This is a genomic window from Mesorhizobium sp. M0954 (assembly GCF_040319155.1).
Taxonomy (GTDB): domain Bacteria; phylum Pseudomonadota; class Alphaproteobacteria; order Rhizobiales; family Rhizobiaceae; genus Mesorhizobium.
Genome location: NZ_JAMYNR010000043.1, coordinates 1 through 25978 on the forward strand (window position 1 = coordinate 1; position 25978 = coordinate 25978).

22 protein-coding genes and 1 tRNA gene are annotated in these 25978 nt (G+C 62.4%); 5 read left to right on the top strand and 18 right to left on the bottom strand.

Annotation, left to right across the window (positions count from 1 at the left end; translation table 11 throughout):
- The 4 genes from tuf (NKH93_RS31700) to rpsL form a co-directional block, all read right to left on the bottom strand.
- A partial coding sequence (tuf, locus tag NKH93_RS31700; protein ID WP_352458788.1) for an elongation factor Tu occupies window positions 1-949 on the bottom strand: 949 nt, incomplete at its 3' end.
- A gap of 67 nt (window positions 950-1016) precedes the next feature.
- A complete protein-coding gene (gene fusA / locus NKH93_RS31705; RefSeq protein WP_023680448.1) occupies window positions 1017-3107 on the bottom strand; it encodes an elongation factor G in 2091 nt (696 codons plus the stop codon).
- A 30-nt stretch (window positions 3108-3137) separates the two neighbouring features.
- Complete coding sequence (gene rpsG, locus NKH93_RS31710; protein WP_008875664.1) at window positions 3138-3608, bottom strand: 30S ribosomal protein S7; 471 nt, start codon at window positions 3606-3608, stop codon at window positions 3138-3140.
- Window positions 3609-3693: 85 nt separating this feature from the next.
- Entirely contained in the window at window positions 3694-4065 is a 372-nt protein-coding gene (gene rpsL, locus NKH93_RS31715) for a 30S ribosomal protein S12 (protein ID WP_006333356.1), read from the bottom strand.
- 462 nt (window positions 4066-4527) lie between these two features.
- On the opposite strand from rpsL, the gene NKH93_RS31720 reads away from it, so the two are divergent.
- Together NKH93_RS31720 and NKH93_RS31725 are read left to right on the top strand one after the other, a co-directional pair.
- A complete protein-coding gene (locus NKH93_RS31720) occupies window positions 4528-4809 on the top strand; it encodes a transcriptional regulator (protein ID WP_254817147.1) in 282 nt (93 codons plus the stop codon).
- 123 nt (window positions 4810-4932) lie between these two features.
- Window positions 4933-5862 (top strand): Gfo/Idh/MocA family protein, encoded by a 930-nt coding sequence (locus NKH93_RS31725; protein ID WP_352975140.1) that lies wholly within the window; start codon window positions 4933-4935, stop codon window positions 5860-5862.
- A 48-nt stretch (window positions 5863-5910) separates the two neighbouring features.
- Here NKH93_RS31725 and NKH93_RS31730 read toward each other — a convergent pair whose 3' ends face one another.
- From NKH93_RS31730 to tuf (NKH93_RS31795), 14 genes are all read right to left on the bottom strand, one after another.
- Window positions 5911-6576 (bottom strand): O-methyltransferase, encoded by a 666-nt coding sequence (locus NKH93_RS31730; protein ID WP_023680445.1) that lies wholly within the window; start codon window positions 6574-6576, stop codon window positions 5911-5913.
- Between the two features lie 83 nt (window positions 6577-6659).
- Window positions 6660-10856, bottom strand: a complete 4197-nt coding sequence (gene rpoC / locus NKH93_RS31735; RefSeq protein ID WP_352975142.1) for a DNA-directed RNA polymerase subunit beta' — start codon at window positions 10854-10856, stop codon at window positions 6660-6662.
- A 131-nt stretch (window positions 10857-10987) separates the two neighbouring features.
- Complete coding sequence (rpoB, locus tag NKH93_RS31740) at window positions 10988-15124, bottom strand: DNA-directed RNA polymerase subunit beta (protein WP_352874931.1); 4137 nt, start codon at window positions 15122-15124, stop codon at window positions 10988-10990.
- A 283-nt stretch (window positions 15125-15407) separates the two neighbouring features.
- Window positions 15408-15785, bottom strand: a complete 378-nt coding sequence (rplL, locus tag NKH93_RS31745) for a 50S ribosomal protein L7/L12 (RefSeq protein ID WP_023680442.1) — start codon at window positions 15783-15785, stop codon at window positions 15408-15410.
- A 54-nt stretch (window positions 15786-15839) separates the two neighbouring features.
- Complete coding sequence (gene rplJ, locus NKH93_RS31750) at window positions 15840-16358, bottom strand: 50S ribosomal protein L10 (RefSeq protein ID WP_008875657.1); 519 nt, start codon at window positions 16356-16358, stop codon at window positions 15840-15842.
- 393 nt (window positions 16359-16751) lie between these two features.
- Entirely contained in the window at window positions 16752-17450 is a 699-nt protein-coding gene (gene rplA / locus NKH93_RS31755; protein ID WP_352975143.1) for a 50S ribosomal protein L1, read from the bottom strand.
- Between the two features lie 4 nt (window positions 17451-17454).
- The gene (gene rplK, locus NKH93_RS31760; protein WP_023680440.1) at window positions 17455-17883 is read right to left on the bottom strand and encodes a 50S ribosomal protein L11; all 429 of its coding nucleotides are present in this window, start codon (window positions 17881-17883) and stop codon (window positions 17455-17457) included.
- Window positions 17884-18043: 160 nt separating this feature from the next.
- Complete coding sequence (gene nusG, locus NKH93_RS31765) at window positions 18044-18571, bottom strand: transcription termination/antitermination protein NusG (RefSeq protein WP_006333333.1); 528 nt, start codon at window positions 18569-18571, stop codon at window positions 18044-18046.
- Between the two features lie 27 nt (window positions 18572-18598).
- Window positions 18599-18802, bottom strand: coding sequence for a preprotein translocase subunit SecE (secE, locus tag NKH93_RS31770; RefSeq protein ID WP_023680439.1), 204 nt, complete (start codon window positions 18800-18802; stop codon window positions 18599-18601).
- Window positions 18803-19166: 364 nt separating this feature from the next.
- A tRNA-Trp gene (locus NKH93_RS31775) sits at window positions 19167-19242 on the bottom strand.
- A gap of 77 nt (window positions 19243-19319) precedes the next feature.
- Window positions 19320-19835 carry a hypothetical protein gene (locus NKH93_RS31780; RefSeq protein ID WP_352975145.1) on the bottom strand — a complete coding sequence of 172 codons (516 nt, stop codon included), beginning with the start codon at window positions 19833-19835 and terminating at the stop codon, window positions 19320-19322.
- A 128-nt stretch (window positions 19836-19963) separates the two neighbouring features.
- Window positions 19964-20446: a group II truncated hemoglobin gene (locus NKH93_RS31785; RefSeq protein ID WP_352684787.1), complete on the bottom strand. Its 483-nt coding sequence runs from the start codon at window positions 20444-20446 to the stop codon at window positions 19964-19966.
- Window positions 20447-20543: 97 nt separating this feature from the next.
- Window positions 20544-22229: a COG3904 family protein gene (locus NKH93_RS31790; RefSeq protein ID WP_352975147.1), complete on the bottom strand. Its 1686-nt coding sequence runs from the start codon at window positions 22227-22229 to the stop codon at window positions 20544-20546.
- A gap of 159 nt (window positions 22230-22388) precedes the next feature.
- Window positions 22389-23564, bottom strand: a complete 1176-nt coding sequence (tuf, locus tag NKH93_RS31795; protein ID WP_352614181.1) for an elongation factor Tu — start codon at window positions 23562-23564, stop codon at window positions 22389-22391.
- A 271-nt stretch (window positions 23565-23835) separates the two neighbouring features.
- On the opposite strand from tuf (NKH93_RS31795), the gene NKH93_RS31800 reads away from it, so the two are divergent.
- The 3 genes from NKH93_RS31800 to NKH93_RS31810 all read left to right on the top strand — a co-directional run bounded on the left by NKH93_RS31800 (window position 23836) and on the right by NKH93_RS31810 (window position 25971).
- Window positions 23836-24723, top strand: coding sequence for a DMT family transporter (locus NKH93_RS31800; RefSeq protein WP_352975149.1), 888 nt, complete (start codon window positions 23836-23838; stop codon window positions 24721-24723).
- A 33-nt stretch (window positions 24724-24756) separates the two neighbouring features.
- Window positions 24757-25206, top strand: a complete 450-nt coding sequence (locus tag NKH93_RS31805; RefSeq protein WP_352541352.1) for a GFA family protein — start codon at window positions 24757-24759, stop codon at window positions 25204-25206.
- Between the two features lie 141 nt (window positions 25207-25347).
- Window positions 25348-25971, top strand: coding sequence for a peptidoglycan recognition protein family protein (locus NKH93_RS31810; RefSeq protein ID WP_352975159.1), 624 nt, complete (start codon window positions 25348-25350; stop codon window positions 25969-25971).
- Window positions 25972-25978 lie beyond the last annotated feature (7 nt).

Below are 25978 nucleotides of genomic sequence, written 5' to 3' on the forward strand. Positions count from 1 at the left end.
GGCGGCCGCCCTCGTCCTTGGTCAGGATGTAGGCTTCGGCAACGAACTTCTTGTGCGGCTTGACGGTGCCGGGCTTGGCCAGGACCTGGCCGCGCTCGACGCCTTCACGGTCGACACCGCGCAGCAGCGCGCCGATGTTGTCGCCGGCCTGGCCCTGGTCGAGCAGCTTGCGGAACATCTCGACGCCCGTGCAGGTCGTCTTGGTGGTCGGACGGATGCCGACGATCTCCAGCTCCTCGCCGACCTTGACGACGCCGCGCTCGACGCGGCCGGTCACAACCGTGCCACGGCCCGAGATCGAGAATACGTCCTCGATCGGCATCAGGAACGGCTTGTCGAGCGGACGCACCGGCGTCGGGATGTAGGCATCGACCGCAGCCATCAATTCGCGGATGGCGTCCTCGCCGATCTTCTTGTCGGAATCTTCAAGGGCGGCAAGCGCCGAACCCTTGACGATCGGAATGTCGTCGCCGGGGAACTCGTTCTTGGTCAAAAGCTCACGCACCTCGAGCTCGACCAGCTCGAGCAGCTCGGCGTCGTCGACCTGGTCGACCTTGTTCAAGAACACCACGATCGAGGGCACGCCGACCTGGCGGGCCAAAAGGATGTGCTCGCGGGTCTGCGGCATCGGGCCGTCGGCGGCCGACACCACCAGGATCGCGCCGTCCATCTGCGCGGCACCGGTGATCATGTTCTTCACATAGTCGGCGTGGCCGGGGCAGTCGACATGGGCATAGTGGCGGTTGGCGGTCTCGTATTCGACGTGCGCCGTCGAAATGGTGATGCCGCGCGCCTTCTCTTCGGGTGCCGCATCGATCTGGTCGTAGCGCTTGTATTCGCCAAAATACTTGGTGATCGCCGCCGTCAGCGACGTCTTGCCATGATCGACGTGACCAATCGTGCCGATGTTCACATGAGGCTTAGTGCGCTCGAATTTACCTTTTGCCATGTGATCTCTCCATTCCTGCCAGCCCGTGCGGGCCTTGAATTAAGTTACTGATGCAACTCGTTTCGAGTTACGCGTATTTCTTCTGGACTTCCTGGGCGACCGCGGTCGGGACCGGCTCGTAGTGGTCGAACTGCATCGTGTAGGCCGCGCGGCCCTGGCTCATCGAGCGAAGGTTGTCCACGTATTTGAACATGTTGGCGAGCGGCACCATCGCGTTGATGACCACAGCCACGCCACGGGCTTCCTGGCCCTGGATCTGGCCGCGACGGCCGTTCAGGTCGCCGATAACGCTGCCGACGTAATCTTCCGGCGTCACCACTTCGACCTTCATGATTGGCTCGAGCAACTGCACGCCAAGCTTGGGGGCTGCTTCACGGAAGCAGGCGCGGCCGGCGATTTCGAAGGCCAGAACCGACGAGTCCACGTCGTGGTAGGCGCCATCGATCAGCGTCGCCTTGACGCCGATCATCGGGAAGCCGGCGAACGGGCCCGAGGTCATGACGCTGTTGATGCCCTTTTCGACACCGGGGATGTATTCCTTCGGCACAGCGCCGCCGACGATCTTGGTTTCGAACTCGAATTCGCTGCTTTCCGGATTCGGCTCGAACAGGATCTTGACGCGGGCGAACTGGCCGGTACCGCCGGTCTGCTTCTTGTGCGTGTAGTCCTGCTCGTGCTTGCGGGTGATCGTCTCGCGGTAGGCCACCTGCGGCGCGCCGACATTGGCCTCGACCTTGAACTCGCGGCGCATGCGGTCGACGATGATGTCGAGGTGAAGCTCGCCCATGCCGGAAATGATCGTCTGGCCCGATTCCTCGTCAGTCTTGACGCGGAAGGACGGATCCTCGGCGGCCAGGCGGTGAAGGGCGAGACCCATCTTTTCCTGGTCGTTCTTGGTCTTCGGCTCGATGGCGATCTGGATGACCGGATCGGGGAATTCCATGCGCTCGAGGATGACCGGATGCAGCGGATCACTGAGCGTGTCGCCGGTGGTGGTGTCCTTGAGGCCAGCGAGGGCGACGATGTCGCCGGCAAACGCCTCTTCGACGTCGGCGCGCGAATTCGCATGCATCTGCAGCATGCGGCCGATGCGCTCTTTCTTGCCCTTCACGGTGTTGTCGACCGAGATGCCCTTGGTGAGCTTGCCCGAATAGATGCGGGCAAAGGTGAGCGAACCGACGAACGGGTCGTTCATGATCTTGAAGGCAAGCATCGACAGCGGCTCGTTGTCGTCGGCATGACGCTCGATCTCGGCGTCGGTCTTGGCGTCGACGCCCTTGATGGCCGGGACATCGGCCGGCGACGGCAGATATTCGACGACGGCGTCGAGCAGCGGCTGCACGCCCTTGTTCTTGAAGGCCGAGCCGCAGAACATCGGATAGAACTTCACCGCGATCGTGCCCTTGCGGATGAGCGCACGGATCTCGTCGTTGCTCGGCATCTTGCCTTCGAGGTAATTCTCGAGCGCCGTCTCGTCCATTTCGACGGCGGCCTCGATCATCTTCTCGCGGTATTCTTCGGCACGAGCCTTGAGGTCGGCAGGGATCTCGACGATGTCCCAGGCAGCGCCCAGCGTCTCGTCGCGCCAGACCAGCGCGTTCATCTCGACGAGGTCGACGACACCCTTGAACTCGGTCTCGGCGCCGATCGGCAGCTGCATGACGACGGCATGCGCACCGAGGCGCGATCCGATCATCTCGACCGAGCGGTAGAAGTCGGCGCCGATCTTGTCCATCTTGTTGCAGAAGATCATGCGCGGCACGCGATACTTGTCGGCCTGGCGCCAGACGGTCTCCGTCTGCGGCTCGACACCGGCATTGGCATCGAGCAGCGCAATGGCGCCGTCGAGCACGCGCAGCGAACGCTCGACTTCAATGGTGAAGTCGACGTGGCCGGGGGTGTCGATGATGTTGAAGCGGTGCATCTTGCCGTCGCGACCCTTCCAGAAGGTCGTGGTCGCGGCCGACGTGATGGTGATGCCGCGCTCCTGCTCCTGCTCCATCCAATCCATCGTGGCAGCGCCGTCGTGGACTTCGCCGATCTTGTGCGACTTGCCCGTGTAATAGAGGACGCGCTCGGTGGTCGTCGTCTTGCCGGCGTCGATGTGCGCCATGATACCGAAATTGCGGTAGTCTTCGATTTTATATTCGCGGGCCATGGGAGGTGCCTCTTCAGTCTCGTTCGCGCTTTACCAGCGGTAGTGCGCGAAAGCGCGGTTGGCTTCTGCCATCTTGTGGGTGTCTTCACGCTTCTTGACGGCGGTGCCGCGGTTGTTGGCCGCGTCCATCAGCTCGCCGGAGAGGCGGTCGACCATAGTGGTCTCGTTGCGGTTGCGGGCGGCGGCGATCAACCAGCGGATGGCCAATGCCTGACGGCGCTCGGGGCGCACATCGACTGGAACCTGGTAGGTGGCGCCGCCGACGCGGCGCGAACGCACTTCCACATGCGGCGCGACATTGTCGAGCGCCTGATGGAAGACGGTGACCGGCTCCTGCTTGGTCTTGGACTGAACCTGGTCGAGCGCGCCGTAGACGATGGTCTCGGCAACCGACTTCTTGCCGTCATACATGACGGCGTTCATGAACTTGGTGACGATCAGATCGCCGAACTTGGGGTCCGGATTGATCTCACGCTTTTCTGCACTGTGACGACGGGACATTTTTTCTCTGCCTCAATTCTACGCGGTGGCCTGGATCCCGGATCGTCGCTTGACGCCGCCCGGAACGACCTTGGCTACGCTTCGGTCACTTCGGACGCTTGGCGCCGTATTTCGAACGGCGCTGCTTGCGGTTCTTCACGCCTTGCGTGTCGAGCACGCCGCGGATGATGTGGTAGCGGACGCCCGGAAGATCCTTGACGCGACCGCCGCGGATCATCACCACCGAGTGCTCCTGAAGGTTGTGGCCTTCGCCGGGGATGTAACCGATCACTTCAAAACCATTGGTCAGGCGGATCTTGGCCACCTTGCGCAGCGCCGAATTCGGCTTCTTCGGCGTCGTGGTGTAGACGCGCGTGCAGACGCCCCGCTTCTGCGGGTTCTGCTGCATGGCCGGGACCTTGTTGCGCTTCACCGGCGCAATGCGCGGCTTGCGGATCAGCTGGTTGACGGTAGGCATTAAACCCTCTTGTCTCTCAATTCCGTGTCTCGCCCGGTCAGGGCCGCTCAAAGCGTCATTTCCATACGCAAATTCGGGCCACAAACCGCGCCTCGCGGTCTTGCCCGAACAAATGGCAGAGGAAGCGGAAGCCGCTTCATGCACGCCGGAAATGTCTTTTCGCTCGTAAAACGAACCCTGTTTGAGGCAAACTCCAAAGCGTGTCGCTTCGGAAGCAAGAGCCTCACATCGGTTCTGACTGGGCGGCTTCTACTCGTATGGCCACTGTCCGTCAACCCCGGAGCGGCAAATATTGCGCTGAACCCGAGGCGTGGCAGCCATGCGAAAAGCGCATGTAATTTTCTTGCGCCGTTTTTCAAGAGGAAGCCAGAAAGTGACCGGCTTGCGGCTGTTTCCAGGCCGTGCTTCGTGCGAAAAGGCGGCATGAGCAGCCCAAACCCCCTCGCCCGGAGGTACGAACCCGTGAATGACAATGAGGAGCGCCCGGTCACCATTATTACCGGCCGGGTGTGGAAGCGCAAAGGCGGCAAGCCGGAAGGCGTGCATGTGATGCTGGTCGCGCCGGACGACGATTCGGCGGTGCGCCGCGCTCTCGAATCACTTGCCGCGGAAGGTTATGCCGAGGCCGAGCTCGATCAGATCGGCGACCTGGACGGCGTGCCCGACGAGGAGCCGCATCTGTCCGCCTATCAGGGCGCGCTCGAAGGCGAAGTGTCGATCGTGACGTTCGATGTGCCGATCTGAAGAGATCTGAATCGCGGTCGATCTCACGGGCCGGCGACAAAGCCCGGCGACTTGCCCGGCACAAGTTCTCTGCTAAGAAGCGACCTCTGGCAAAACCAAGCACACTTAACCTGCGGAGCTCCCATGTCCTCTAATCCCATCAAGCTCGGCATCGTCGGCGTGGGAAAGATCGTCCGCGACCAGCACCTGCCGGCCTTGGCGAAGGACCAGGATTATCGCCTGGTCGCCGCAGCCAGCCGCCACGGCAAAGTCGAAGACATCCCGAATTTCCCGACGATCGAGGCGATGCTCGACGCGGTGCCGGAGCTCGAGGCGGTGTCGCTGTGCATGCCGCCGCAGTTTCGTTACGACGCCGCGCGCTTGGCGCTCACGGCGAAAAAGCATGTCTTCCTGGAAAAGCCGCCCGGCGCCACGGTCAGCGAGGTCGAAGACCTGAAGGCGCTGGCGACAGCGAACGGCGTCTGCCTGTTCGCCAGCTGGCATTCACGCTATGCGCCGGCTGTCGAAGCTGCGCGCGCATTCCTTGGATCGACAACGATCAGGTCGGCCGCCATCAATTGGAAAGAAGACGTGCGCCGCTGGCATCCGAATCAGGAATGGATCTGGGCTCCCGGCGGCTTTGGCGTGTTCGATCCCGGCATCAACGCCCTGTCGATCGCTACCCACATCCTGCCGCCGATGTTCATCAGCTCGGCAGAACTCGATTTCCCCGAGAACCGCGCGGCACCGATCGCCGCCCATATCGCTTTCCGCACTTCGAACGGTCTGCCGGTGACGATGGAACTCGACTGGCGTCAGACCGGCCCGCAAAGCTGGGACATCCTGGCCGATACCGAGGCCGGATCGATGGTGCTTTCTGGCGGCGGCTCAACGCTCGCCATCGATGGCCGCGTCGTTCACGAGGAGCCGGAAGCCGAATATCCGATGCTCTACAAGCGCTTCGCCGAGATCGTGCGCGCCGGCACCTCCGACGTCGATCTCGCGCCCCTGCAGCACGTCGCCGACGCCTTCATGCTCGGCAAGCGCAATGTGGTGGAAGCTTTTTTCGATTGATCAGTGGGCGCCGCCGGATCGCAGGTCCGGCCGGCGCACCGCACAAATTCAATTAACGATCGCTATTGCAAAGCCGTCATAGCCCTTGGCGCCAACAGTCTGGATCGCGGTGCCTTCCAGACGTTTGTCGCTGCCGATGAACGAGAACGCCGCGCGTGCCCCTTCGACATTGGCATCGCGACCATCTTCATTCACCACCGCGCCGTCACGGATGACATTGTCGCAGACGATGACGGTCCCCGGCCTCGAAAGACGCATGGCCCAGGACAGATAGTGCGGGTTGTTCGGCTTGTCGGCGTCGATGAAGATGAAGTCGAACGGCCCGGCATTCTCGGCGCCTAAGGCCGCAAGCGATTGAAGCGCCGGTCCGACCCGCAGTTCCACACGGTCAGACACCCCTGCTCGTTCAAAGTTCGACCGCGCGACACTGGCGTGGTGCGGATCAAGCTCGAGCGTCACGACCTTGCCGTCCATCGGCAATGCTCGCGCCATCCAGATTGTCGAATAACCGCCCAACGTGCCGATTTCGAGTACCTTCTTCGCTCCCTGCATTCGCGCAAGAAGTGAGAGCAGCTTGCCTTGTGCCGGGGAAACGTCGATAGGCGGCAGGCCCTGATCATGGTTGGCCGCCAGAACGGCATCGAGGGCGGGATCCGCCTCGAAAAGAGCTTCGACAATGTAGTCGTCGACAGAAGCCCAGATCTTCCTGCTCATCGTTCTCCTCCGATCCGATTGGGGAACCACAACGCGAAAAGGGGCCACTTGGGCCCCTTTTCTATCTTCTCTTTCTTGCGCGCTTACTGCGCCGCGTTAACCATGTCGGTCAGCATCGGCTCGGCGACCTCGACGCCGGACGCCTTGCGGCGCTCGTCGATGATCAACTCGTCGCGCGAGGTGGCGATGCGCCGGATCTGGCTCATCGTACCGCCGGTACCGGCCGGGATCAGCCGGCCGACGATGACGTTTTCCTTCAGACCCTGCAGCATGTCGGTCTTGCCCGCAACCGCAGCTTCGGTCAGCACCCTCGTCGTCTCCTGGAAGGAAGCGGCGGAGATGAAGGACGGCGTCTGCAGCGAGGCCTTGGTGATGCCGAGCAGCACCGGCTGGCCTTCGGCCGGCTTCTTGCCTTCCTCGACCAGGCGCTCATTGACCTCTTCCAGCTCGATCACGTCGACGTGGTCGCCCGGAATGTAGGTCGAATCGCCCTGCGTGGTGATCTCGACCTTCTGCAGCATCTGGCGAACGATCACCTCGATGTGCTTGTCGTTGATCGACACGCCCTGCAGTCGGTAGACTTCCTGGATCTCGTTGACGAGGTAGGAGGCAAGCGCCTCCACGCCCTTGATCGCCAGGATGTCGTGCGGCGCCGGATTACCGTCGAGGATGTAGTCGCCCTTCTCGATGACGTCGCCGTCCTGGAGATGGAACGGCTTGCCCTTCGGGATCAGGTATTCGACCGGCTCAAGCGTCGAGTCATGCGGCTCGATGATGATGCGGCGCTTGTTCTTGTAGTCGCGGCCGAAGCGGATCGTGCCATCGATCTCGGCGATGATGGCGTGATCCTTCGGACGGCGTGCCTCGAACAGTTCGGCCACACGCGGCAGACCGCCGGTGATGTCCTTGGTCTTGGCGCTTTCCATCGGGATACGCGCCAGCACGTCGCCGGGGCGAACCTGTGCGCCCGGCTCGACCGAAAGAATGGCCTCGACCGAGAGCAGGAAGCGGGCGTCGCCGCCCTTCGACAGCTTGCCGACCTTGCCCTTGGCATCCAGGACGGCGATCGCCGGCTTGAGGTCGTTGCCGCGTGGCGTCGAACGCCAGTCGATGACCTCGCGCTTGGTGATGCCGGTCGATTCGTCGGCGGTTTCCTGAACGGAAATGCCATCGACCAGATCCTCGAATGCCACCCTGCCCTCGATTTCGGTGAGGATCGGGCGGGTATAAGGATCCCACTCGGCAATGCGCTGGCCGCGCTTCACCTTGTCGCCATCGTCGACGAAGATACGCGAACCGTAGGTGACGCGGTGCGTGGCGCGTTCCTTGCCGGCTTCGTCGAGGATCAGCACCGCCATGTTGCGGCCCATGACCATCAGCTGGCCGTCGGAGTTGCGCACCACGTTGCGGTTGCGGATCTCGACCTTGCCCTCGTACGAGGCTTCAAGGAACGAGGAATCCACCACCTGCGCCGTGCCGCCCATGTGGAAGGTACGCATGGTGAGCTGGGTGCCCGGCTCGCCGATCGACTGCGCCGCGATGACGCCGACAGCCTCGCCCTGGTTGACGGGCGTGCCGCGGGCCAGATCGCGGCCGTAGCAGACCGCGCAGACGCCGACCCTGACCTCGCAGGTCAGCGCCGAACGGATGCGGACCGACTGCACGCCGGCCTTTTCGATCAGTTCCACGTCACGCTCGTCCATCAGCGTTCCGGCCTTGACCAGAACCTCGCCGGTGACCGGGTGGGTGATGTCGTCGAGCGAGGTGCGGCCGAGAACGCGCTGACCAACCGAGGCGACGACCTGACCGGCATCGACGATCGGCTGCATGGTGAGGCCCTTGTCGGTGCCGCAGTCGAGCGAGTTGACGATGCAGTCCTGCGCCACGTCGACGAGACGACGCGTCAGGTAACCCGAGTTCGCCGTCTTCAAGGCGGTGTCGGCCAGCCCCTTGCGGGCGCCGTGGGTCGAGTTGAAGTACTCGAGCACGGTGAGGCCTTCCTTGAAGTTCGAGATGATCGGCGTCTCGATGATTTCACCGCTAGGCTTGGCCATCAGGCCGCGCATGCCGGCGAGCTGGCGCATCTGGGTGGGCGAGCCGCGCGCACCGGAGTGCGACATCATGTAGATCGAGTTCATCGGCTTCTGACGGCCGTTGTCCTCGAACTCGACCGCCTTGATGCGGGCCATCATTTCGTCGGCGACCTTTTCCGAGCACTTGGCCCAGGCGTCGACGACCTTGTTGTACTTCTCGCCCTGGGTGATCAGACCGTCATTGTACTGCTGCTCGTACTCCTTGGCCAAAGCCTCGGTGTCGGAGACCAGCTTGATCTTGGCGTCCGGGATCAGCATGTCGTCCTTGCCGAACGAAATGCCGGCACGGCAGGCGTGGCTGAAGCCGAGAGCCATGATGCGATCGCAGAAAATGACCGTCTCCTTCTGACCGCAATGGCGGTAGACGGTGTCGATCATCTTGGAGATGTTCTTCTTGGTCATCTCCTGGTTGGCGGTCTCGTAGGGCACGTTGTGGTTCTTCGGCAGCAGCTCGCCGATGATCATGCGGCCAGGCGTGGTGTCGTAGATCTTCGACACGACCTTGCCGTCGGCGTCGACCGTGCGGAAGCGCCCCTTGATCTTGGCATGCAGCGTCACCGCCTTGGTCTCGAGCGCGTGCTGGAGTTCGCCCATGTCGGCAAACACCATGCCCTCGCCAGGCTCGTTCTGATTGACGATCGAGAGATAGTAGAGACCGAGAACCATGTCCTGCGACGGCACGATGATCGGCGCACCGGAAGCCGGGTGCAGGATGTTGTTGGTCGACATCATCAGCACGCGGGCTTCGAGCTGCGCTTCCAGCGACAGCGGCACGTGGACCGCCATCTGGTCGCCGTCGAAATCGGCGTTGAAGGCCGTGCAGACCAGCGGGTGCAGCTGGATCGCCTTGCCTTCGATCAGGATCGGCTCGAACGCCTGGATACCGAGGCGGTGCAGCGTCGGTGCGCGGTTCAGCAGCACCGGATGCTCGCGGATGACCTCGTCGAGGATATCCCAGACCTCCGGACGCTCCTTCTCGACCAGCTTCTTCGCCTGCTTGACGGTCGAGGAGTAGCCCTTGGCGTCGAGACGGGCGTAGATGAAGGGCTTGAACAGTTCGAGCGCCATCTTCTTCGGCAGGCCGCACTGGTGGAGCTTGAGCTCCGGACCGGTGACGATGACCGAGCGGCCGGAATAGTCGACGCGCTTGCCGAGCAGGTTCTGGCGGAACCGGCCCTGCTTGCCCTTCAGCATGTCGGACAGCGACTTCAGCGGACGCTTGTTGGCGCCGGTGATGACGCGGCCGCGGCGGCCGTTGTCGAACAGCGCATCGACGGCTTCCTGCAGCATGCGCTTTTCATTGCGCACGATGATGCCGGGCGCGCGCAGCTCGATCAGCCGCTTCAAGCGGTTGTTGCGGTTGATGACGCGGCGATAGAGGTCGTTCAGATCCGACGTGGCGAAACGGCCGCCGTCCAGCGGGACAAGCGGGCGCAGGTCCGGCGGAATCACCGGAACCACCTTCATGATCATCCATTCCGGACGGTTGCCGGACTCCATGAAGTTCTCGACGACCTTGAGCCGCTTCAGGTACTTATTCTGCTTGAGCTCGGAGGTGGTCGAAGCCAGCTCAGAACGCAGGTCGCCGGCGATCTTCTCGAGGTCCATGCCGGCCAGAAGGTCGTGGATCGCCTCGGCGCCGATCATGGCGGTGAACGAATCCTCGCCATACTCGTCGACGGCCATCATGTACTCTTCCTCGCTGAGCAGCTGGTGCTCCTTCAGCGCGGTGAGGCCGGGTTCGGTAACGATGTAGTTCTCGAAGTAGAGGACCCGCTCGATGTCCTTCAGCGTCATGTCGAGCAGCGTGCCGATGCGCGACGGCAGCGACTTCAGGAACCAGATGTGGGCGACCGGTGCCGCCAGCTCGATATGGCCCATGCGTTCGCGGCGGACGCGCGACAGCGTGACTTCGACGCCGCACTTCTCGCAGATGACGCCCTTGTATTTCATGCGCTTGTACTTGCCGCACAGGCACTCATAGTCCTTGATCGGGCCAAAAATGCGCGCGCAGAACAGGCCGTCACGCTCCGGCTTGAAGGTGCGGTAGTTGATGGTCTCCGGCTTCTTGATCTCGCCGAACGACCAGGACAGAATCTTCTCAGGGCTGGCAAGCGAGATCCGGATGGAATCGAACACCTGCGCGGGCGCCTGGGGATTGAAGAGATTCATGACCTCTTGGTTCATGCCGTTCTCCTTTTCGGGGTCCTCGAAAACCCCTTGCATCTAGCGCGGGCCAAACGCCCGCCGACTTGATCGGCCATCGGCCGAGAATTTGGTGCGTCCGGTCGCGGGAAGACCGCGGCCGGACGTCTTGCTTACTCGGCCGCGTCGGGCAGCCGGATCGGGTTGTCGTCGAGCTTGGTGTTCTCCAGCTCGACATTGAGGCCGAGAGACCGCATTTCCTTGACGAGAACGTTGAAGCTCTCGGGAATGCCGGCCTCGAAGGTGTCGTCGCCTCTGACGATCGCCTCGTAGACCTTGGTGCGTCCGGCGACGTCATCCGACTTCACCGTCAGCATCTCCTGCAGCGTGTAGGCGGCGCCGTACGCTTCGAGCGCCCAGACCTCCATCTCGCCGAAGCGCTGGCCACCGAACTGCGCCTTGCCGCCCAGCGGCTGCTGGGTAACGAGCGAGTACGGACCGATCGAACGCGCGTGGATCTTGTCGTCCACAAGGTGGTGAAGCTTGAGCATATATATGTAGCCCATCGTCACTTTGCGATCGAACGGCTCGCCGGTGCGTCCGTCATAGAGCTGCGACTGACCGCTGGTGTGCAGGCCCGCCTGCTCCAGCATGATGTTGATGTCGGCCTCGTGCGCGCCGTCGAACACCGGTGTCGCGATGGAGACGCCGCGGCGCATCTGCTCGCTGAGGCGAACGATGCTCTCGTCGTCATATTCGCGGACCGGCTCGTTGCGGTCGTTGGCCGGCATGAAGCTCTCGAGCGTCTTGCGCAGCGGCTTGATGTCGCCCGCTGTCTTGTACGCATCGATCAGATCGCCGATCTTCCTGCCCATTCCGGCGCAGGCCCAGCCCAGGTGCGTTTCCAGAATCTGGCCGACATTCATGCGCGACGGCACACCCAGCGGGTTGAGCACGATGTCGGCATGCGTGCCGTCCTCGAGGAAAGGCATGTCCTCGACCGGAACGATCCGCGACACGACACCCTTGTTGCCGTGTCGGCCAGCCATCTTGTCGCCGGGCTGCATCTTGCGCTTCACGGCCACGAAGACCTTGACCATCTTCATGACGCCCGGAGGCATCTCGTCGCCGCGCTGCACCTTCTCGACCTTGTCCATGAAGCGCTGCTCGAGCGCCTTCTTGGAATCGTCGTACTGGCCACGCAGGGCTTCCAGTTCGCTCTGGAGCTTTTCGTTCTCCACGGCAAACTGCCACCACTGCGAACGCGGATACTCGTCGAGCGTGTCCTTCGACAGCTTCGAGCCCTTCTTGAAGCCCTTCGGCCCGGCAATCGCTTCCTTGCCGACGAGAACGTCGGAAAGACGCGAATAGACGTTGCGGTCGAGGATCGCCTGCTCGTCGTCGCGGTCCTTGGCGAGGCGTTCGATCTCCTCGCGCTCGATGGCCATGGCGCGCTCGTCCTTCTCGACGCCGTGGCGGTTGAAGACACGCACTTCGACGACGGTGCCGAAGGTTCCCGGAGGCATGCGCATCGAGGTGTCGCGCACGTCCGAGGCCTTTTCACCGAAGATGGCGCGCAGCAGCTTTTCTTCCGGCGTCATCGGGCTTTCGCCCTTCGGCGTGATCTTGCCGACCAGGATGTCGCCCGGCTGCACTTCCGCACCGATGTAGACGATGCCGGCCTCATCGAGGTTCTTCAGCGCTTCTTCCGAGACGTTGGGAATGTCGCGCGTGATCTCCTCCGGCCCCAGCTTGGTGTCGCGGGCCATGACTTCGAACTCCTCGATATGGATCGAGGTGAAGACGTCGTCGGCGACGATGCGCTCGGACAGGAGGATGGAATCCTCGTAGTTGTAGCCGTTCCACGGCATGAACGCGACCAGCACGTTACGGCCGAGGGCCAGATCGCCGAGCTCGGTCGACGGGCCGTCGGCGATGATGTCGCCCTTGTTGACCCGGTCGCCCATGCGCACCAGCGGACGCTGGTTGATGCAGGTGTTCTGGTTCGAACGCTGGAACTTCATCAGCCGGTAGATGTCGACGCCGGACTTGCCGGGATCGAGATCTTCCGTGGCGCGGATGACGATGCGCGTCGCGTCCACCTGGTCGACGATGCCGCCGCGGCGGGCGCCGATGGCGGCGCCCGAGTCACGGGCGACGATAGGCTCCATGCCGGTGCCGACGAACGGCGCTTCGGCGCGCACCAGCGGCACGGCCTGACGCTGCATGTTCGAGCCCATCAGCGCACGGTTGGCGTCGTCGTTCTCGAGGAACGGGATCAGGGCCGCGGCCACCGACACCATCTGCTTCGGCGACACGTCCATCAGATCGACGTTTTCGCGCGGCGCCATCATCACTTCGCCGGCGTTGCGGCAAATGACGAATTCGTCGACGAAATGACCATTCTTGTCGAGCTCGGCATTGGCCTGCGCGACGTGGTGCTTGGCCTCTTCCATAGCCGACAGGTAAACGACCTCATTGGTCAGCTTGCCATTGACGATCTTGCGGTACGGGCTCTCGATGAAGCCGTATTTGTTGACGCGCGCGAAGGTCGCAAGTGAGTTGATCAGGCCGATGTTCGGGCCTTCCGGCGTCTCGATCGGGCAGATGCGGCCGTAATGCGTCGGGTGCACGTCGCGCACTTCGAAACCGGCACGCTCGCGGGTCAGACCGCCCGGTCCAAGCGCCGAAAGACGGCGCTTGTGGGTGATCTCCGAAAGCGGGTTGGTCTGATCCATAAACTGCGACAGCTGCGAGGAACCGAAGAACTCGCGCACGGCGGCAGCCGCCGGCTTGGCGTTGATCAGGTCCTGCGGCATCACCGTGTCGATCTCGATCGAGGACATGCGTTCCTTGATCGCGCGCTCCATGCGCAGCAAGCCGACGCGGTACTGGTTCTCCATCAGCTCGCCGACCGAGCGCACACGGCGGTTGCCGAGATTGTCGATGTCGTCGATCTCGCCCTTGCCGTCGCGCAGTTCGACCAGCGTCTTGACCACGGCCAGGATGTCGTCCTTGCGCAGCACGCGCACGGTATCCTCGGCCTTGAGCTCGAGGCGCATGTTCATCTTGACGCGGCCGACGGCCGACAGATCGTAGCGCTCGCTGTCGAAGAACAGCGAGTTGAACATGGCTTCAGCGGTTTCCAGCGTCGGCGGCTCGCCGGGGCGCATGACGCGGTAGATGTCGAACAGCGCGTCCTGGCGGCTCTCGTTCTTGTCGACGTTGAGCGTGTTGCGGATGTAGGCGCCGACGTTGACGTGGTCGATGTCGAGGACCTTGATCTCATCCTCACCGGTGCCAAGCAGCACCTTCAGCGTCTTTTCGTCGATCTCGTCGCCGGCTTCGAGGAAGATCTCGCCGGTCGCGTAGTTGACAATATCCTCGGCAAGGTAGTTGCCGAGCAGATCCTCGTCGGTCGCCTTGATCGCCTTGAGACCCTTTTCGCCGAGCGCCCTGGCCTGGCGGGCGGTGATCTTCTTGCCGGCCTCGACGACGACTTCGCCGGTGTCGGCGTCGACCAGGTCACCAACGGCCTTGAGGCCGCGGAAACGCTCGACGTTGAACGGGATGCGCCAATGGTCGCCGGCGCGCTTGTAGGTGATCTTGTTGTAGAAGGTCGACAGGATCTCTTCGCCGTCCATGCCGAGCGCCATCAGCAGCGACGTCACCGGAATCTTGCGGCGGCGATCGATGCGGGCATGCACGACGTCCTTGCTGTCGAACTCGATGTCGAGCCACGAACCGCGATAGGGAATGACGCGCGCGGCAAACAGGAGCTTGCCGGACGAGTGCGACTTGCCCTTGTCATGGTCGAAGAAGACGCCTGGCGAACGGTGCATCTGCGAGACGATGACGCGCTCGGTGCCGTTGACGATGAAGGTGCCGTTCAAGGTCATGAGCGGCATGTCGCCCATGTAGACGTCCTGCTCCTTGATGTCCTTGATCGACTTGGCGCCGGTATCCTCGTCGATATCGAACACGATGAGGCGCAGCGTCACCTTGAGCGGCGCCGCATAGGTCAGGTCGCGCTGACGGCATTCGTCAACGTCGAATTTCGGTCCCTCGAACTCATACTTCACAAATTCCAGCATCGAGGAGCCGGAAAAATCGGAAATCGGGAAGACCGACTTGAAAACTGCCTGCAGTCCCTCGTCAGGACGCCCACCCTTGGGCTCCTCCACCATCAGGAACTGGTCATAGGATGCCTTCTGAACCTCGATCAGGTTCGGCATCTCCGCAACTTCCGGGATCTTTCCGAAAAACTTGCGTACGCGTCTGCGGCCATTGAAAGTCTGGGTCTGGGCCATCGTCGCTCCTTAGCTCAATTCTCGGGACGAGCCTCGCCGCGGCTCGCCTTGCATCTCGGGCCACCTTGGCGGCCCTGTCTTGTTGCCCACCGCCTGTCGGCGGCTTCTTGTCTTTTCACCCGGCGCCAATTGGCGGCGGGCCAGAAACGGGAGAAAACCCGTTTCCTGAAGGCCTGTTTGCGGCCCTCAGGAAAGAGGTTTTCGCACTCTTCGCGTTACGCAGCCTCCCTTCGACGCGAAAGGAGTGGCGGGCGGCGCGCCGCCCTCCCCCGGTACTCAACGCTTACTTCAGTTCGACCTTGGCGCCGGCTGCTTCCAGCTGGGCCTTGAACTTGTCCGCGTCGGCCTTGGAAACGGCTTCCTTGACCGGCTTCGGAGCCGCCTCGACCAGGTCCTTGGCTTCCTTGAGGCCAAGACCGGTGATGGCGCGAACTTCCTTGATGACGTTGATCTTCTGAGCGCCTGCCTCGGTGAGGACGACGTCGAATTCCGTCTTTTCCTCGACCGGAGCAGCAGCGGCCGCAGCACCGCCGGCAGCGGCAACCGCCACCGGAGCAGCGGCGGAAACGCCCCACTTTTCTTCAAGAAGCTTCGACAGCTCGGCCGCCTCGAGGACGGTCAGCTTCGAAAGGTCGTCTACGATCTTTGCCAGATCAGCCATTGCAATGTTCCTTCATAAGGTTCGAACGTGTGTTTGTGATAGCGAGGAACGGCCTCATGCCGCCTCGTCCTTCCGGGCGTAAGCGCCGATGACGCGCGCGACCGAAGCCGCAGGCGCATTGACGATCTGGGCGATCCGGGTTGCCGGCGTGGCGATCATGCCAACCAGCCTGGCGCGCAGCTCATCGAGCGACGGAAGTGTGGCGAGTGCCTTTACACCGTCGGCATTGAGCGAGGTGGTGCCCATTGCGCCGCCGAGAATGACGAGCTTGTCATTTCCCTTGGCGAAATCGGACGCGACCTTCGGCGCCGCAATCGGATCCTCCGAATAGGCGATCAGCGTCTGTCCCTTGAACAGTTCGATGATCGATGCGGAGTCCGTGCCCTGAAGAGCGATTTTGGCGAGACGGTTCTTCGCGACTTTGACGGTGCCACCGGCGGCGCGCATTTTCGACCGAAGGTCGTTCATTTGCGCGACGGTGATACCGGCGTAGTGGGCCACGACGACTGAACCAGCGCTTGAGAACGCATCATTCAGGCCCGTGACGAGTTCGCGTTTTTCCGCTCTGTCCACTGCCTATCTCCAGTTGACCCCTGCCCTCTACGAAGGACAGGCGTCGGGTTGCCTTTTGCCGGCCGGGCCATCCAGTAACGGATCTCCCGAACGACGCTCGAGGATCCTGCCCCCTTTCGCCACACCTGCCGGGAAGCCGGACGGTGCGCAGACAAAAGGCAAACACGGTTCGAACCTTTCATTGGAGCTTGTGGCTCCTTTGTCCGGTCTTCACCCGTCTCATGCAGGCCCACATGAATTAAGGCCCACATCACCTAAGGTTTGGGGGCCGCCTGCAATCTCGGACAGGACGTCCGGAAGCCTTTCGACTTCCGGTACCGGGCCGCCGACAGGTCGGAGGCCCGGAATTCTTTCACGGATCAGCGTTTTAGCGGCCGATCCAATTGTTTCGTATCAGGACGCAGCGAGCGTCGAGACGTCGAGCTTGAGGCCCGGGCCCATCGTCGAGGTGACCGACACCTTCTTGACGTAGTTGCCCTTGGCACCAGCCGGCTTTGCCCTGGTCACCGCGTCAGCGAAGGCGCGGACGTTTTCTTCCAGCGCCTTGACGTCGAACGAGACCTTGCCGACGCCGGCGTGAACGATGCCGGCCTTCTCGACGCGGAACTCGACGGCGCCGCCCTTCGATGCCTTGACGGCGGCGGTAACGTCGGTGGTGACGGTGCCGACCTTCGGGTTCGGCATCATGCCGCGCGGACCGAGCACCTTGCCGAGACGGCCGACCAGCGGCATCATGTCCGGCGTGGCGATGCAGCGGTCGAAGTCGATCGTGCCCTTCTGGACGATGTCGACCAGATCCTCGGCTCCGACGATGTCGGCGCCGGCGGCCTTGGCCTCCTCGGCCTTGTCGCCACGCGCGAACACGGCGACGCGAACGCTGCGGCCGGTGCCGTTCGGCAGGTTGACCACGCCGCGGACCATCTGGTCGGCATGGCGCGGGTCGACGCCGAGGTTCATCGCGACTTCGATCGTCTCGTCGAACTTCACCGAGGAGCGATCCTTGAGCAGCTTCAGCGCCTCACTCAAAGCGTAAGCCTTGTTGGGATCGATGCCTTCGCGGGTCTTCGATACACGCTTTGCAATCTTTGCCATGATCTCAGCCCACCACTTCCAGACCCATCGAGCGGGCGGAGCCCTCGACCATGCGCATGGCCGCCTCGACGTCGTTTGCGTTCAGATCCTTCATCTTCTGCTCGGCGATGGCGCGCACCTTGTCGCGGCCGATCGTGCCGGCCTTGACCTTGCCCGGCTCCTTCGAGCCCGACTTCAGGTTGGCAGCCTTCTTCAGGAAGTAGCTCACCGGCGGCGTCTTCATGACGAAGGTAAACGACTTGTCCTGGTAGTAGGTGATGACGACCGGAACCGGCGAGCCCTTTTCCATTTCCTGGGTCTGCGCGTTGAATGCCTTGCAGAACTCCATGATGTTGATGCCACGCTGACCAAGCGCCGGGCCGATCGGGGGCGACGGCGTGGCCGATCCCGCGGAAACCTGGAGCTTGAGCTGGCCTGCAATTTTCTTAGCCATCTCTCTTCCTGCCTTTTCTCATGCCGTTCTTGCCGGCGGTTGCAGTCTGGTGGTGCGGTCCGCGCGGCCGGCTAAAGCCGCATTCGCCTCCCACCCGTTTTTGGCCGCGCGATCTCCGCGCCGCCTTCCCTGCCGCCGAATCCGGTGCAGGGATTTCGGATCAGCCCTTCTCGACCTGTCCGAATTCCAGATCGACTGGCACAGCGCGCCCGAAGATCGATACTTCCACCTTGAGCCGCGCCCGCTCCTCGTCCACTTCCTGGACGAAACCGTTGAACGACGCGAATGGTCCATCCGAAACGCGGATCGCTTCACCGATCTCGAACGTCACCGACGGCTTCGGCCGCTCGACGCCTTCCTGAACCTGGTTCAGGATACGCTGGGCCTCGGCTTCGGTGATCGGCACCGGCTTGGAGTCGCCCAGGAAACCGGTGACCTTCGGCGTGTTCTTGACGAGCGAGAACACGGCGTCGGTCAGATTGGCTTTCAGCAGCACATAGCCCGGAAAGAACTTGCGCTCGGCATCGACCTTGCGGCCGCGGCGGATCTCGACGACCTTCTCGGTCGGCACCACGATCTGCTCGATGTCGGCGGACAGGCCCTTCTGCTTGGCCTTGTTCTCAATGTCCTCGGCGACCTTCTTTTCAAAGTTCGAGTAGGCGTGGACGATGTACCACCGCGCGGTCATTTCAAGACTTCTCCGTAATCGCCGGACTTACTGTCCGAGGCCGAGGATTTTTTCGACCGCAAAGCCCATGGCCACGTCTGCGGTAAAGAAAAAGATCATCGCGATGACCGCGAACACAAGGACCATCACCGTCGAGATCATCGTTTCGCGCCGCGACGGCCAAGTGACCTTGGCGGTCTCCGCGCGAACCTGCTGGAGAAAGGTGAAGGGATTTGTGGTTTTCGAAGCCATATGCCGCTCTGTCTGCAAGACCCGTTGGCCGGGCCTCCTGGATGATCCCGCTGGCCGGGACGTGCCGCTTGAGCGTGCGTTCGCGCCGAATCAGCGCAATCATTTCGCCCATGCAAATCAGACGCGTAAAGCCGGCTTCCCAGCTCCACGCGTCGCGTGTCTGTCTCGTCTACATAAAACCGATTCTTGATCCACGCAAGTGGCAAGTGTCCGCTTTATGGCCAAACGCCGCCTCGGAACCATCCAGTCGTCCCGTCCCGGCTATGCGGCCCTTATGCCGCAACTTGTGCCATATGGCAAGTCACAAGCCGATTTTCAAAGGCCGCACTGCAAAAGAATCGTTTTTAGGTATCCATTCAAAGAATGGCACGGGCAGCAGGGCTCGAACCTACGACCTGCGGTTTTGGAGACCGCCGCTCTACCAACTGAGCTATGCCCGTATGCGCATGTCGGCGCAGCAGGCGCTTCCTAAAAGCTTCCGCGCGCTCTGTAAAGAGCGACGTGCGCTACCCGGCCTTCATCTTCGAAAGTCCAGGCGTCCTCCCGGCCATTTCCCGTCGATCCGTTGATTGCTGACGATCAAGCCGACCCAGGGACGCACGATTTCCGGGTCGGTCAGATTGATGTATTTTCCAACCAGCCCTTTCGCACCCTCGCGCCGCGCATCGATGAGCCCCTTGCGCACGCCATCATGCCAATCGAACAGCAGGTAAACCCTCTCTCCCGCCGTCTTCACCTCGCCCCGGCCGGACTTCCATTTATCCTCGGTATCGCCCGGGATCGTGGGATCAGCACCGCCGTTCCATCGGCTGGACCAGCTGCCTTCGATGGTGTCGTTGCGGTCGCGGTCGCGGTCGGTGCCCCAGGCCTCGGCATTTTCATCGCTTGGAGTTCCCTCCAGTTTCACGCCGGCGGCGAACGCCGACACCTCCTCGTCGTCGGGACTGGGGACATCCATCACACCGAACGGGTTTCGAGTTCCGCGACCGCTGTCAAAGGCGCTGTCTGAATTTTTCTTGCCTTCCGATCTCATCGCAAAGCCTCCGGTTTTCAATGTGGCCCCGCCATTCGACGGTGACTTTAAACCGTTAGCCTGGAGGACCGAGACCTCCATAGCCACCCGTTTTCCTGGCCGGCAGGCTTTCGACCGATCGCGCGCGGTCAGGTTCCCGAAGGCGGCTTGTAGGGGCCGCCCGGCACCCCCCAACCCCAGGCCGGCATTGGTTCCGTCTCGGGGTCGCAGGTCGGGCCCTTGTTGGAGTTCATCCTGGCCAGCCGCGATCCCCATTCGACATAGGCCATGAAAGCCGAGCGGAATTCGGGATCGTCAGGCAGCCCGATCTCGTCGGCGGCGTCGGCGAGAAGATTGATCCAGCGCCGGCGCTGCTCCTCGGTCAGATGCTTGCCGAGATGGTGCATCACCATCTCGCGGTGGCCGCCATGCTTTTCGCTGTAGGTTTTCGGTCCGCCAAAGACTTCGCCGATGAAGGCTGCGACGTGAGCGGGATGGTCCGGCGACATATGTTTGAACACCGGCCCGACGATGGGGTCCCGAGAGACGCTGTCGTAGAAGGTCTGGGTCAGGCGGTTCAGCGCTTCGGAGCCGCCGGCCCATTCAAACAATGTCGGGACATCCTGGCTCATTCGCGATTTCTCACCTGACTGGTCTTCAACCACGCAGGACGATAGCGGAAACACCGAGCGCCGCTCAACCTGCCTCGATGGGCAGTGCAAGGTTGCGCTAAAGCTTCGCCGGCGTCTCTGCCTCGGCGCTGGCGGACGGCAGAACGCGGCAGTTGTCGGGCTTCGGCGACGACTTGCAGATGGTGGCGCCCGTCAGCGCGTCCACCGATTGCGGCCCCGTCGTCAGTCCAACCTTCAGCATTAGGTCTGGTTCGAGCTGGCGCTCGACCGAGCGCTGCTCGAGCGCGGCGAACAGACCGGGACCAATCGCCATGTCCTCGAGATAGGTCTTAATTATCTGCTGCTGTCCCATCAGGTACATGCCGAGCCGCGCTTGCGGACCGACAAACCGTCTGACGCCGCCGGCAAGCATGAGCGCGCAGGCCGAATCGCATGCCGCTCCCGAATCGACGGTCAGGCCGGCATAGGCGCCCTCTTTAGCCAAGCAACTCCACTCTCCCGGGTCGCAGCCAACGAAATCGGTGCGGGCGACAGCGATGTCGAGCTTCTTTTCGTGGATAAGTCGCCCCACCGCCAGAGCACTGAACAGGTCGCCTCCTTGTGAGCTGACCACCACCGGCAGCCGTCGGTTGCCAAGCATGGCGAGCAACTGGCGCAGCTTCTGCGGGGTCTGAGGCGCAATCGCGCCTTCGGCCGAGATCCATTCCGGGCAGTTTGGATTGCAAAGCGGGTTGCTGCCGCGGACCAGGACGAAGCGCATGTCTGCGACCTCCTTGGGCCGCGGGGTTTCGAGCCCTGCGGGTGCAGGCTCGGCTTTCGCCACCACTTCGCCGGCCGGCTTCGTGATATTCGCCGGCGCTGGCACCTCCCTGCAACTCGCCGGCAACGGATCGGACGCGCATAGGGTTGGCGCGGTCAGCAGGTCGACGGCATCCCGGCTGGTGACGAGATTCATTTGCAGCATGTCGTAGGGAGCCAATTGCTGGATACCGCTGGCCGGTGTGCTTTTCATGGTCTCGAGCACACCCAGGCCGACGCCCATCTCCTTCAGATAGGCCGCCAGCTTCCGCTCCAGCGGCTTGTTCATCTCATAGGTCTTGTAGCTGCCGGCGTTCTTCCGGCTGACGACCTTGGTGCTGAGAATCTTCTTCTTGCCCTTCACCATGCGGTAGGTGGTGCGGTACAGCAATTTCGTCCGGATATAGGTCGTGGTGATCTGATGGACGCCGAGAAAGGCCCATTCGCCTACCACGCGCCGGATGCCGCCGGAAAACATCAACGGACAGGCGGAATTGCAGATGGCGCCATCGGCATAAGCATTGCCAAAATAACGGGCGCTCTTGCCGTCGTTTTCCTTGCAGTTCTTCACATCTGGCAGACAGCCGACGAAGCGGGTTTTGCCGACGGCGATATCGAGCTTGTTCTTGCGGATCAGGCGACCAAGTGTCAGCGCCGCTTCGACATTGCCGCCGGGGGAATCGACGACGATCGGCAGCTTTCGGCCGCCAAGCGCTTTCAGCGCGCGTTTGAACAGGGCCGGCGTGCCGGCTTCTATCGAGCCTTCCGCCGATATCCATTCCGGACAGGTCGGCTCGCAGCCCGGCGCGCTGCTGCGCACGACGACGAACCGCATCGTCGGGCCGAAATCCGGCGCGGATTTTTCCGGCGTGGATTTCTTTGCATCCGCTGCGAAGGCAGCGTGGCCCATGGCAAGCAACGACACCAGGCAGATCAGCCCTAGCGACCACCATGCCTGACTATGCAAACGGCGCCATGGAACCATTCGGGCAGCCCCCCTCGATGCAACCTATACTAGTTATGGCAGAGGCGCTTGCAACAGGATTTGAAGCAATGCGGTTAATCCATTGCCAGAATATCAGAATCAAAAGGGCGGCCCGAAGACCGCCCCTTTGCATCCGATCTCAACCGGCAGCGCCGGCGACTACTCTGTGATGGTGACGACGATGCCGGCACCGACGGTGCGGCCGCCTTCACGGATGGCGAAGCGCAGCTTCTCTTCCATGGCGATCGGCACGATCAGCTCGACATCGACGGTGATGTTGTCGCCCGGCATCACCATCTCGGTGCCTTCCGGCAGCGACACGATGCCGGTCACGTCCGTCGTGCGGAAATAGAACTGCGGACGGTAGTTGGTGAAGAACGGCGTGTGGCGGCCGCCCTCGTCCTTGGTCAGGATGTAGGCTTCGGCAACGAACTTCTTGTGCGGCTTGACGGTGCCGGGCTTGGCCAGGACCTGGCCGCGCTCGACGCCCTCGCGGTCGACACCGCGCAGCAGCGCGCCGATGTTGTCGCCGGCCTGGCCCTGGTCGAGCAGCTTGCGGAACATCTCGACGCCCGTGCAGGTCGTCTTGGTGGTCGGACGGATGCCGACGATCTCCAGCTCCTCGCCGACCTTGACGACGCCGCGCTCGACGCGGCCGGTCACCACCGTGCCACGGCCCGAGATCGAGAACACGTCCTCGATCGGCATCAGGAACGGCTTGTCGAGCGGACGAACCGGCGTCGGGATGTAGGCATCGACCGCAGCCATCAATTCGCGGATGGCGTCCTCGCCGATCTTCTTGTCGGAATCTTCAAGGGCGGCAAGCGCCGAACCCTTGACGATCGGAATGTCGTCGCCGGGGAACTCGTTCTTGGTCAAAAGCTCACGCACCTCGAGCTCGACCAGCTCGAGCAGCTCGGCGTCGTCGACCTGGTCGACCTTGTTCAAGAACACCACGATCGAGGGCACGCCGACCTGGCGGGCCAAAAGGATGTGCTCGCGCGTCTGCGGCATCGGGCCGTCGGCGGCCGACACCACCAGGATCGCGCCGTCCATCTGCGCGGCACCGGTGATCATGTTCTTGACATAGTCGGCGTGGCCGGGGCAGTCGACATGGGCATAGTGGCGGTTGGCGGTCTCGTATTCGACGTGGGCCGTCGAAATGGTGATGCCGCGCGCCTTCTCTTCGGGCGCCGCATCGATCTGGTCGTAGCGCTTGTATTCGCCAAAATACTTGGTGATCGCCGCCGTCAGCGACGTCTTGCCATGGTCGACGTGACCAATCGTGCCAATGTTCACATGAGGCTTAGTGCGCTCGAATTTACCTTTTGCCATAGTCTCTTTCCTTGGACGGCCTGGGGATGGCCTGGACCTTCAGTTCAGTCGAATGCGGGGCGATTAGCGACTAAGGCCAAAAAACACAAGTGCCTTGTCGCCGAGCGCGCTCGCCCGCCCGAACGCGTGATCCGGTTTCGGAGAATGTGGCGCGGATATAGGAACGAACAAGGGCAAATGGAATGGTTGCGGCTGCGGCTGACGGCTTTGACGGATTTACAGCCGGATCTGGCCCATTGCCGCCCTGGCGCCGGTCTGATTTCGTAGGCCGATGCATTTCATCCCGACTGCCATACGAGGCCCGCTGTTCATGGTCGTTTCGACCGGGTCCTACATCGTCAACGACACGATGATGAAACTCGCAACCGCGGGACTGCCGCCCTATGAGGTGCTGTTCCTGCGCGGCGCTGCGGCAACATTGTGGGGCTTTCCGCTGCTGTTCATGCTGGGCTATGGCAAGCAGATCCCGCTGATCCTCGACGCCAAGGTTTTGCGCAGGAACATGCTCGAACTGGGTGCGATCCTTTGCTACGTGGTGGCGCTCGCCAACATGCAGATCGCCGATTCGACCGCGCTCGGGCAGATCACGCCCTTGCTGATGCTGGTCGGCTCCTCGATGCTGTTTGGCGAACGGATCGGTGGGCTGCGCCTGGCGCTGATCGGGCTCGGCTTTATCGGCGCCGTGATGGTGGCACAACCGACGATGCAGGGGATTTCCGTCTACGCCCTGCTGGCGCTAGGCAATGCCGCCCTGTCCGCGGCGCGCGATCTGGCCGGACGCAAGGTCGCCGCCGACGTGCCGGGAATGGTCGTAGCTATTTCCGCGGTGATTGTCGTGCTCGCGGGCGCCGGCGTTGCGCATCTGGTTTCCGAGCAGTGGGTGGTGCCTGAAATCCGTCACCTGCTGCTGATGGGCGGCGCCGGACTGTTCCTGATCTTCGGCCACTTCTTCATCTTCATGGCCTATCGCGTCGGGCCGACCAGCGTGGTAGCGCCGTTCTACTATTGCTTTACCGTCTGGGCGGTGATTTCAGGCCTGGTGGTTTTCCGGCAGCTCCCGAATGCGCTGGCCATCTGCGGAATCCTGCTGGTGGTGGCCAGCGGGTTGACCATCGTCTCGCTCGACGAGCGCAAGCGCCGGTTGACCGTCGTCGCTTGAAACTGAAATCAGCCTGCACAATAGGAGGAGCGCGTGGCAAGCCCGGATGACAACCAGAATTCACGCAACCGCAGGCTTATCGGAAAGTGCCTGTGCGGCGCCGTTCAGTACGCGGTGGCGGACGCGTTCGTCTATGCCGCGAACTGCCACTGCTCGAACTGCCGGCGCACCACCGGCTCGGCCTTCAAGCCATTCGCCGGCATCGAGCGCGACAGGCTGAGCCTGGCGAGGGGCGAGGACAATCTCATGATCTTCGGCGACGACACCGGCCATGACGCGCACTGCAAGACTTGCGGCTCGTTGCTCTATTCGGTGGTCCGCGACGGTGCCTTCGTGCATGTCGCCATGGGAACCCTCGTCGACGAGCCGACCATCCGCCCGACGCAGCACATCTTCGTCGGCTCGAAGGCGAAGTGGTTCACGATCACCGACGATCTGCCGCAATACAGAGAACACGCGGTCGCCGGAGATGCCGGCGAATAGCTGACCGTTAGAAAACGCTCAACCAAATTATCGTTTCTTTTTCGCGTCCGCCGCCAAGGAAACTATACTGTGCTCCGTCACTGAACCTATGTCGCGGGGATTTCTGTGGCATTGCCGCCCGACTGGTTGCCCGATGTTGCGATGAGGCGCGTCATTTGCCACTGGACCGCCGGCTCGCATTCGGCCGGCGATACCGACAGGGATGCGTATCACATACTGGTCGAGGGGAATGGCCGTCTGGTCAGGGGCCGGTCTTCGATCGCGCTCAATTCAGGCCGGGTAAAACCGGGATATGCCGCGCACACGCTCAACTGCAACGGCGGCTCGATCGGGGTTTCGCTCTGCTGCATGGCCGGGGCGGAGGAAAGGCCGTTCGATGCCGGCCGCTATCCGATGACCAGGGCGCAGTGGGGCGCGATGGCCGCCGTCGTCGCCGAACTCTGCAAATACTACCGCATCAAGGTCACGCCCAAAACGGTGCTGTCGCATGCCGAAGTCGAGAGCAATCTCGGCATCGAGCAGCGCGGAAAATGGGATTTCACCCGGCTGCCCTTCGATCCGACGATCAGCGGCGCAAGCGCCTGTGGCGAGCGGCTGCGCCGCGACGTGACGGCGGCAATGGGCGCGATGCCAAATCTGCCGGTGAGGATTGGGCGCGATGCCGCATGGCAGCGACTGCTCGAGGAATTATGGCCGATCATGGTGAGAGGGCTGGAAGCCGGCCTCAACACGCTGATCCGCGAAATCCTCAAAAGGATCAGATAGGCGGTCG

What these genes read in the sequence shown, in the direction of transcription:
- NKH93_RS31725 (WP_352975140.1), top strand. Translation starts at nt 4,933, where the DNA reads ATGTCCTCTAATCCCATCAAGCTCGGCATCGTCGGCGTGGGAAAGATC.
- NKH93_RS31780 (WP_352975145.1), bottom strand. Translation starts at nt 19,835, where the DNA reads ATGAGATCGGAAGGCAAGAAAAATTCAGACAGCGCCTTTGACAGCGGT.
- rpsL (WP_006333356.1), bottom strand. Translation starts at nt 4,065, where the DNA reads ATGCCTACCGTCAACCAGCTGATCCGCAAGCCGCGCATTGCGCCGGTG.
- NKH93_RS31785 (WP_352684787.1), bottom strand. Translation starts at nt 20,446, where the DNA reads ATGAGCCAGGATGTCCCGACATTGTTTGAATGGGCCGGCGGCTCCGAA.
- NKH93_RS31790 (WP_352975147.1), bottom strand. Translation starts at nt 22,229, where the DNA reads ATGGTTCCATGGCGCCGTTTGCATAGTCAGGCATGGTGGTCGCTAGGG.
- NKH93_RS31800 (WP_352975149.1), top strand. Translation starts at nt 23,836, where the DNA reads ATGCATTTCATCCCGACTGCCATACGAGGCCCGCTGTTCATGGTCGTT.
- rplK (WP_023680440.1), bottom strand. Translation starts at nt 17,883, where the DNA reads ATGGCTAAGAAAATTGCAGGCCAGCTCAAGCTCCAGGTTTCCGCGGGA.
- rpsG (WP_008875664.1), bottom strand. Translation starts at nt 3,608, where the DNA reads ATGTCCCGTCGTCACAGTGCAGAAAAGCGTGAGATCAATCCGGACCCC.
- secE (WP_023680439.1), bottom strand. Translation starts at nt 18,802, where the DNA reads ATGGCTTCGAAAACCACAAATCCCTTCACCTTTCTCCAGCAGGTTCGC.
- rplA (WP_352975143.1), bottom strand. Translation starts at nt 17,450, where the DNA reads ATGGCAAAGATTGCAAAGCGTGTATCGAAGACCCGCGAAGGCATCGAT.
- NKH93_RS31730 (WP_023680445.1), bottom strand. Translation starts at nt 6,576, where the DNA reads ATGAGCAGGAAGATCTGGGCTTCTGTCGACGACTACATTGTCGAAGCT.
- nusG (WP_006333333.1), bottom strand. Translation starts at nt 18,571, where the DNA reads ATGACCGCGCGGTGGTACATCGTCCACGCCTACTCGAACTTTGAAAAG.
- rpoB (WP_352874931.1), bottom strand. Translation starts at nt 15,124, where the DNA reads ATGGCCCAGACCCAGACTTTCAATGGCCGCAGACGCGTACGCAAGTTT.
- rplL (WP_023680442.1), bottom strand. Translation starts at nt 15,785, where the DNA reads ATGGCTGATCTGGCAAAGATCGTAGACGACCTTTCGAAGCTGACCGTC.
- tuf (WP_352614181.1), bottom strand. Translation starts at nt 23,564, where the DNA reads ATGGCAAAAGGTAAATTCGAGCGCACTAAGCCTCATGTGAACATTGGC.
- fusA (WP_023680448.1), bottom strand. Translation starts at nt 3,107, where the DNA reads ATGGCCCGCGAATATAAAATCGAAGACTACCGCAATTTCGGTATCATG.
- NKH93_RS31810 (WP_352975159.1), top strand. Translation starts at nt 25,348, where the DNA reads ATGAGGCGCGTCATTTGCCACTGGACCGCCGGCTCGCATTCGGCCGGC.
- rpoC (WP_352975142.1), bottom strand. Translation starts at nt 10,856, where the DNA reads ATGAACCAAGAGGTCATGAATCTCTTCAATCCCCAGGCGCCCGCGCAG.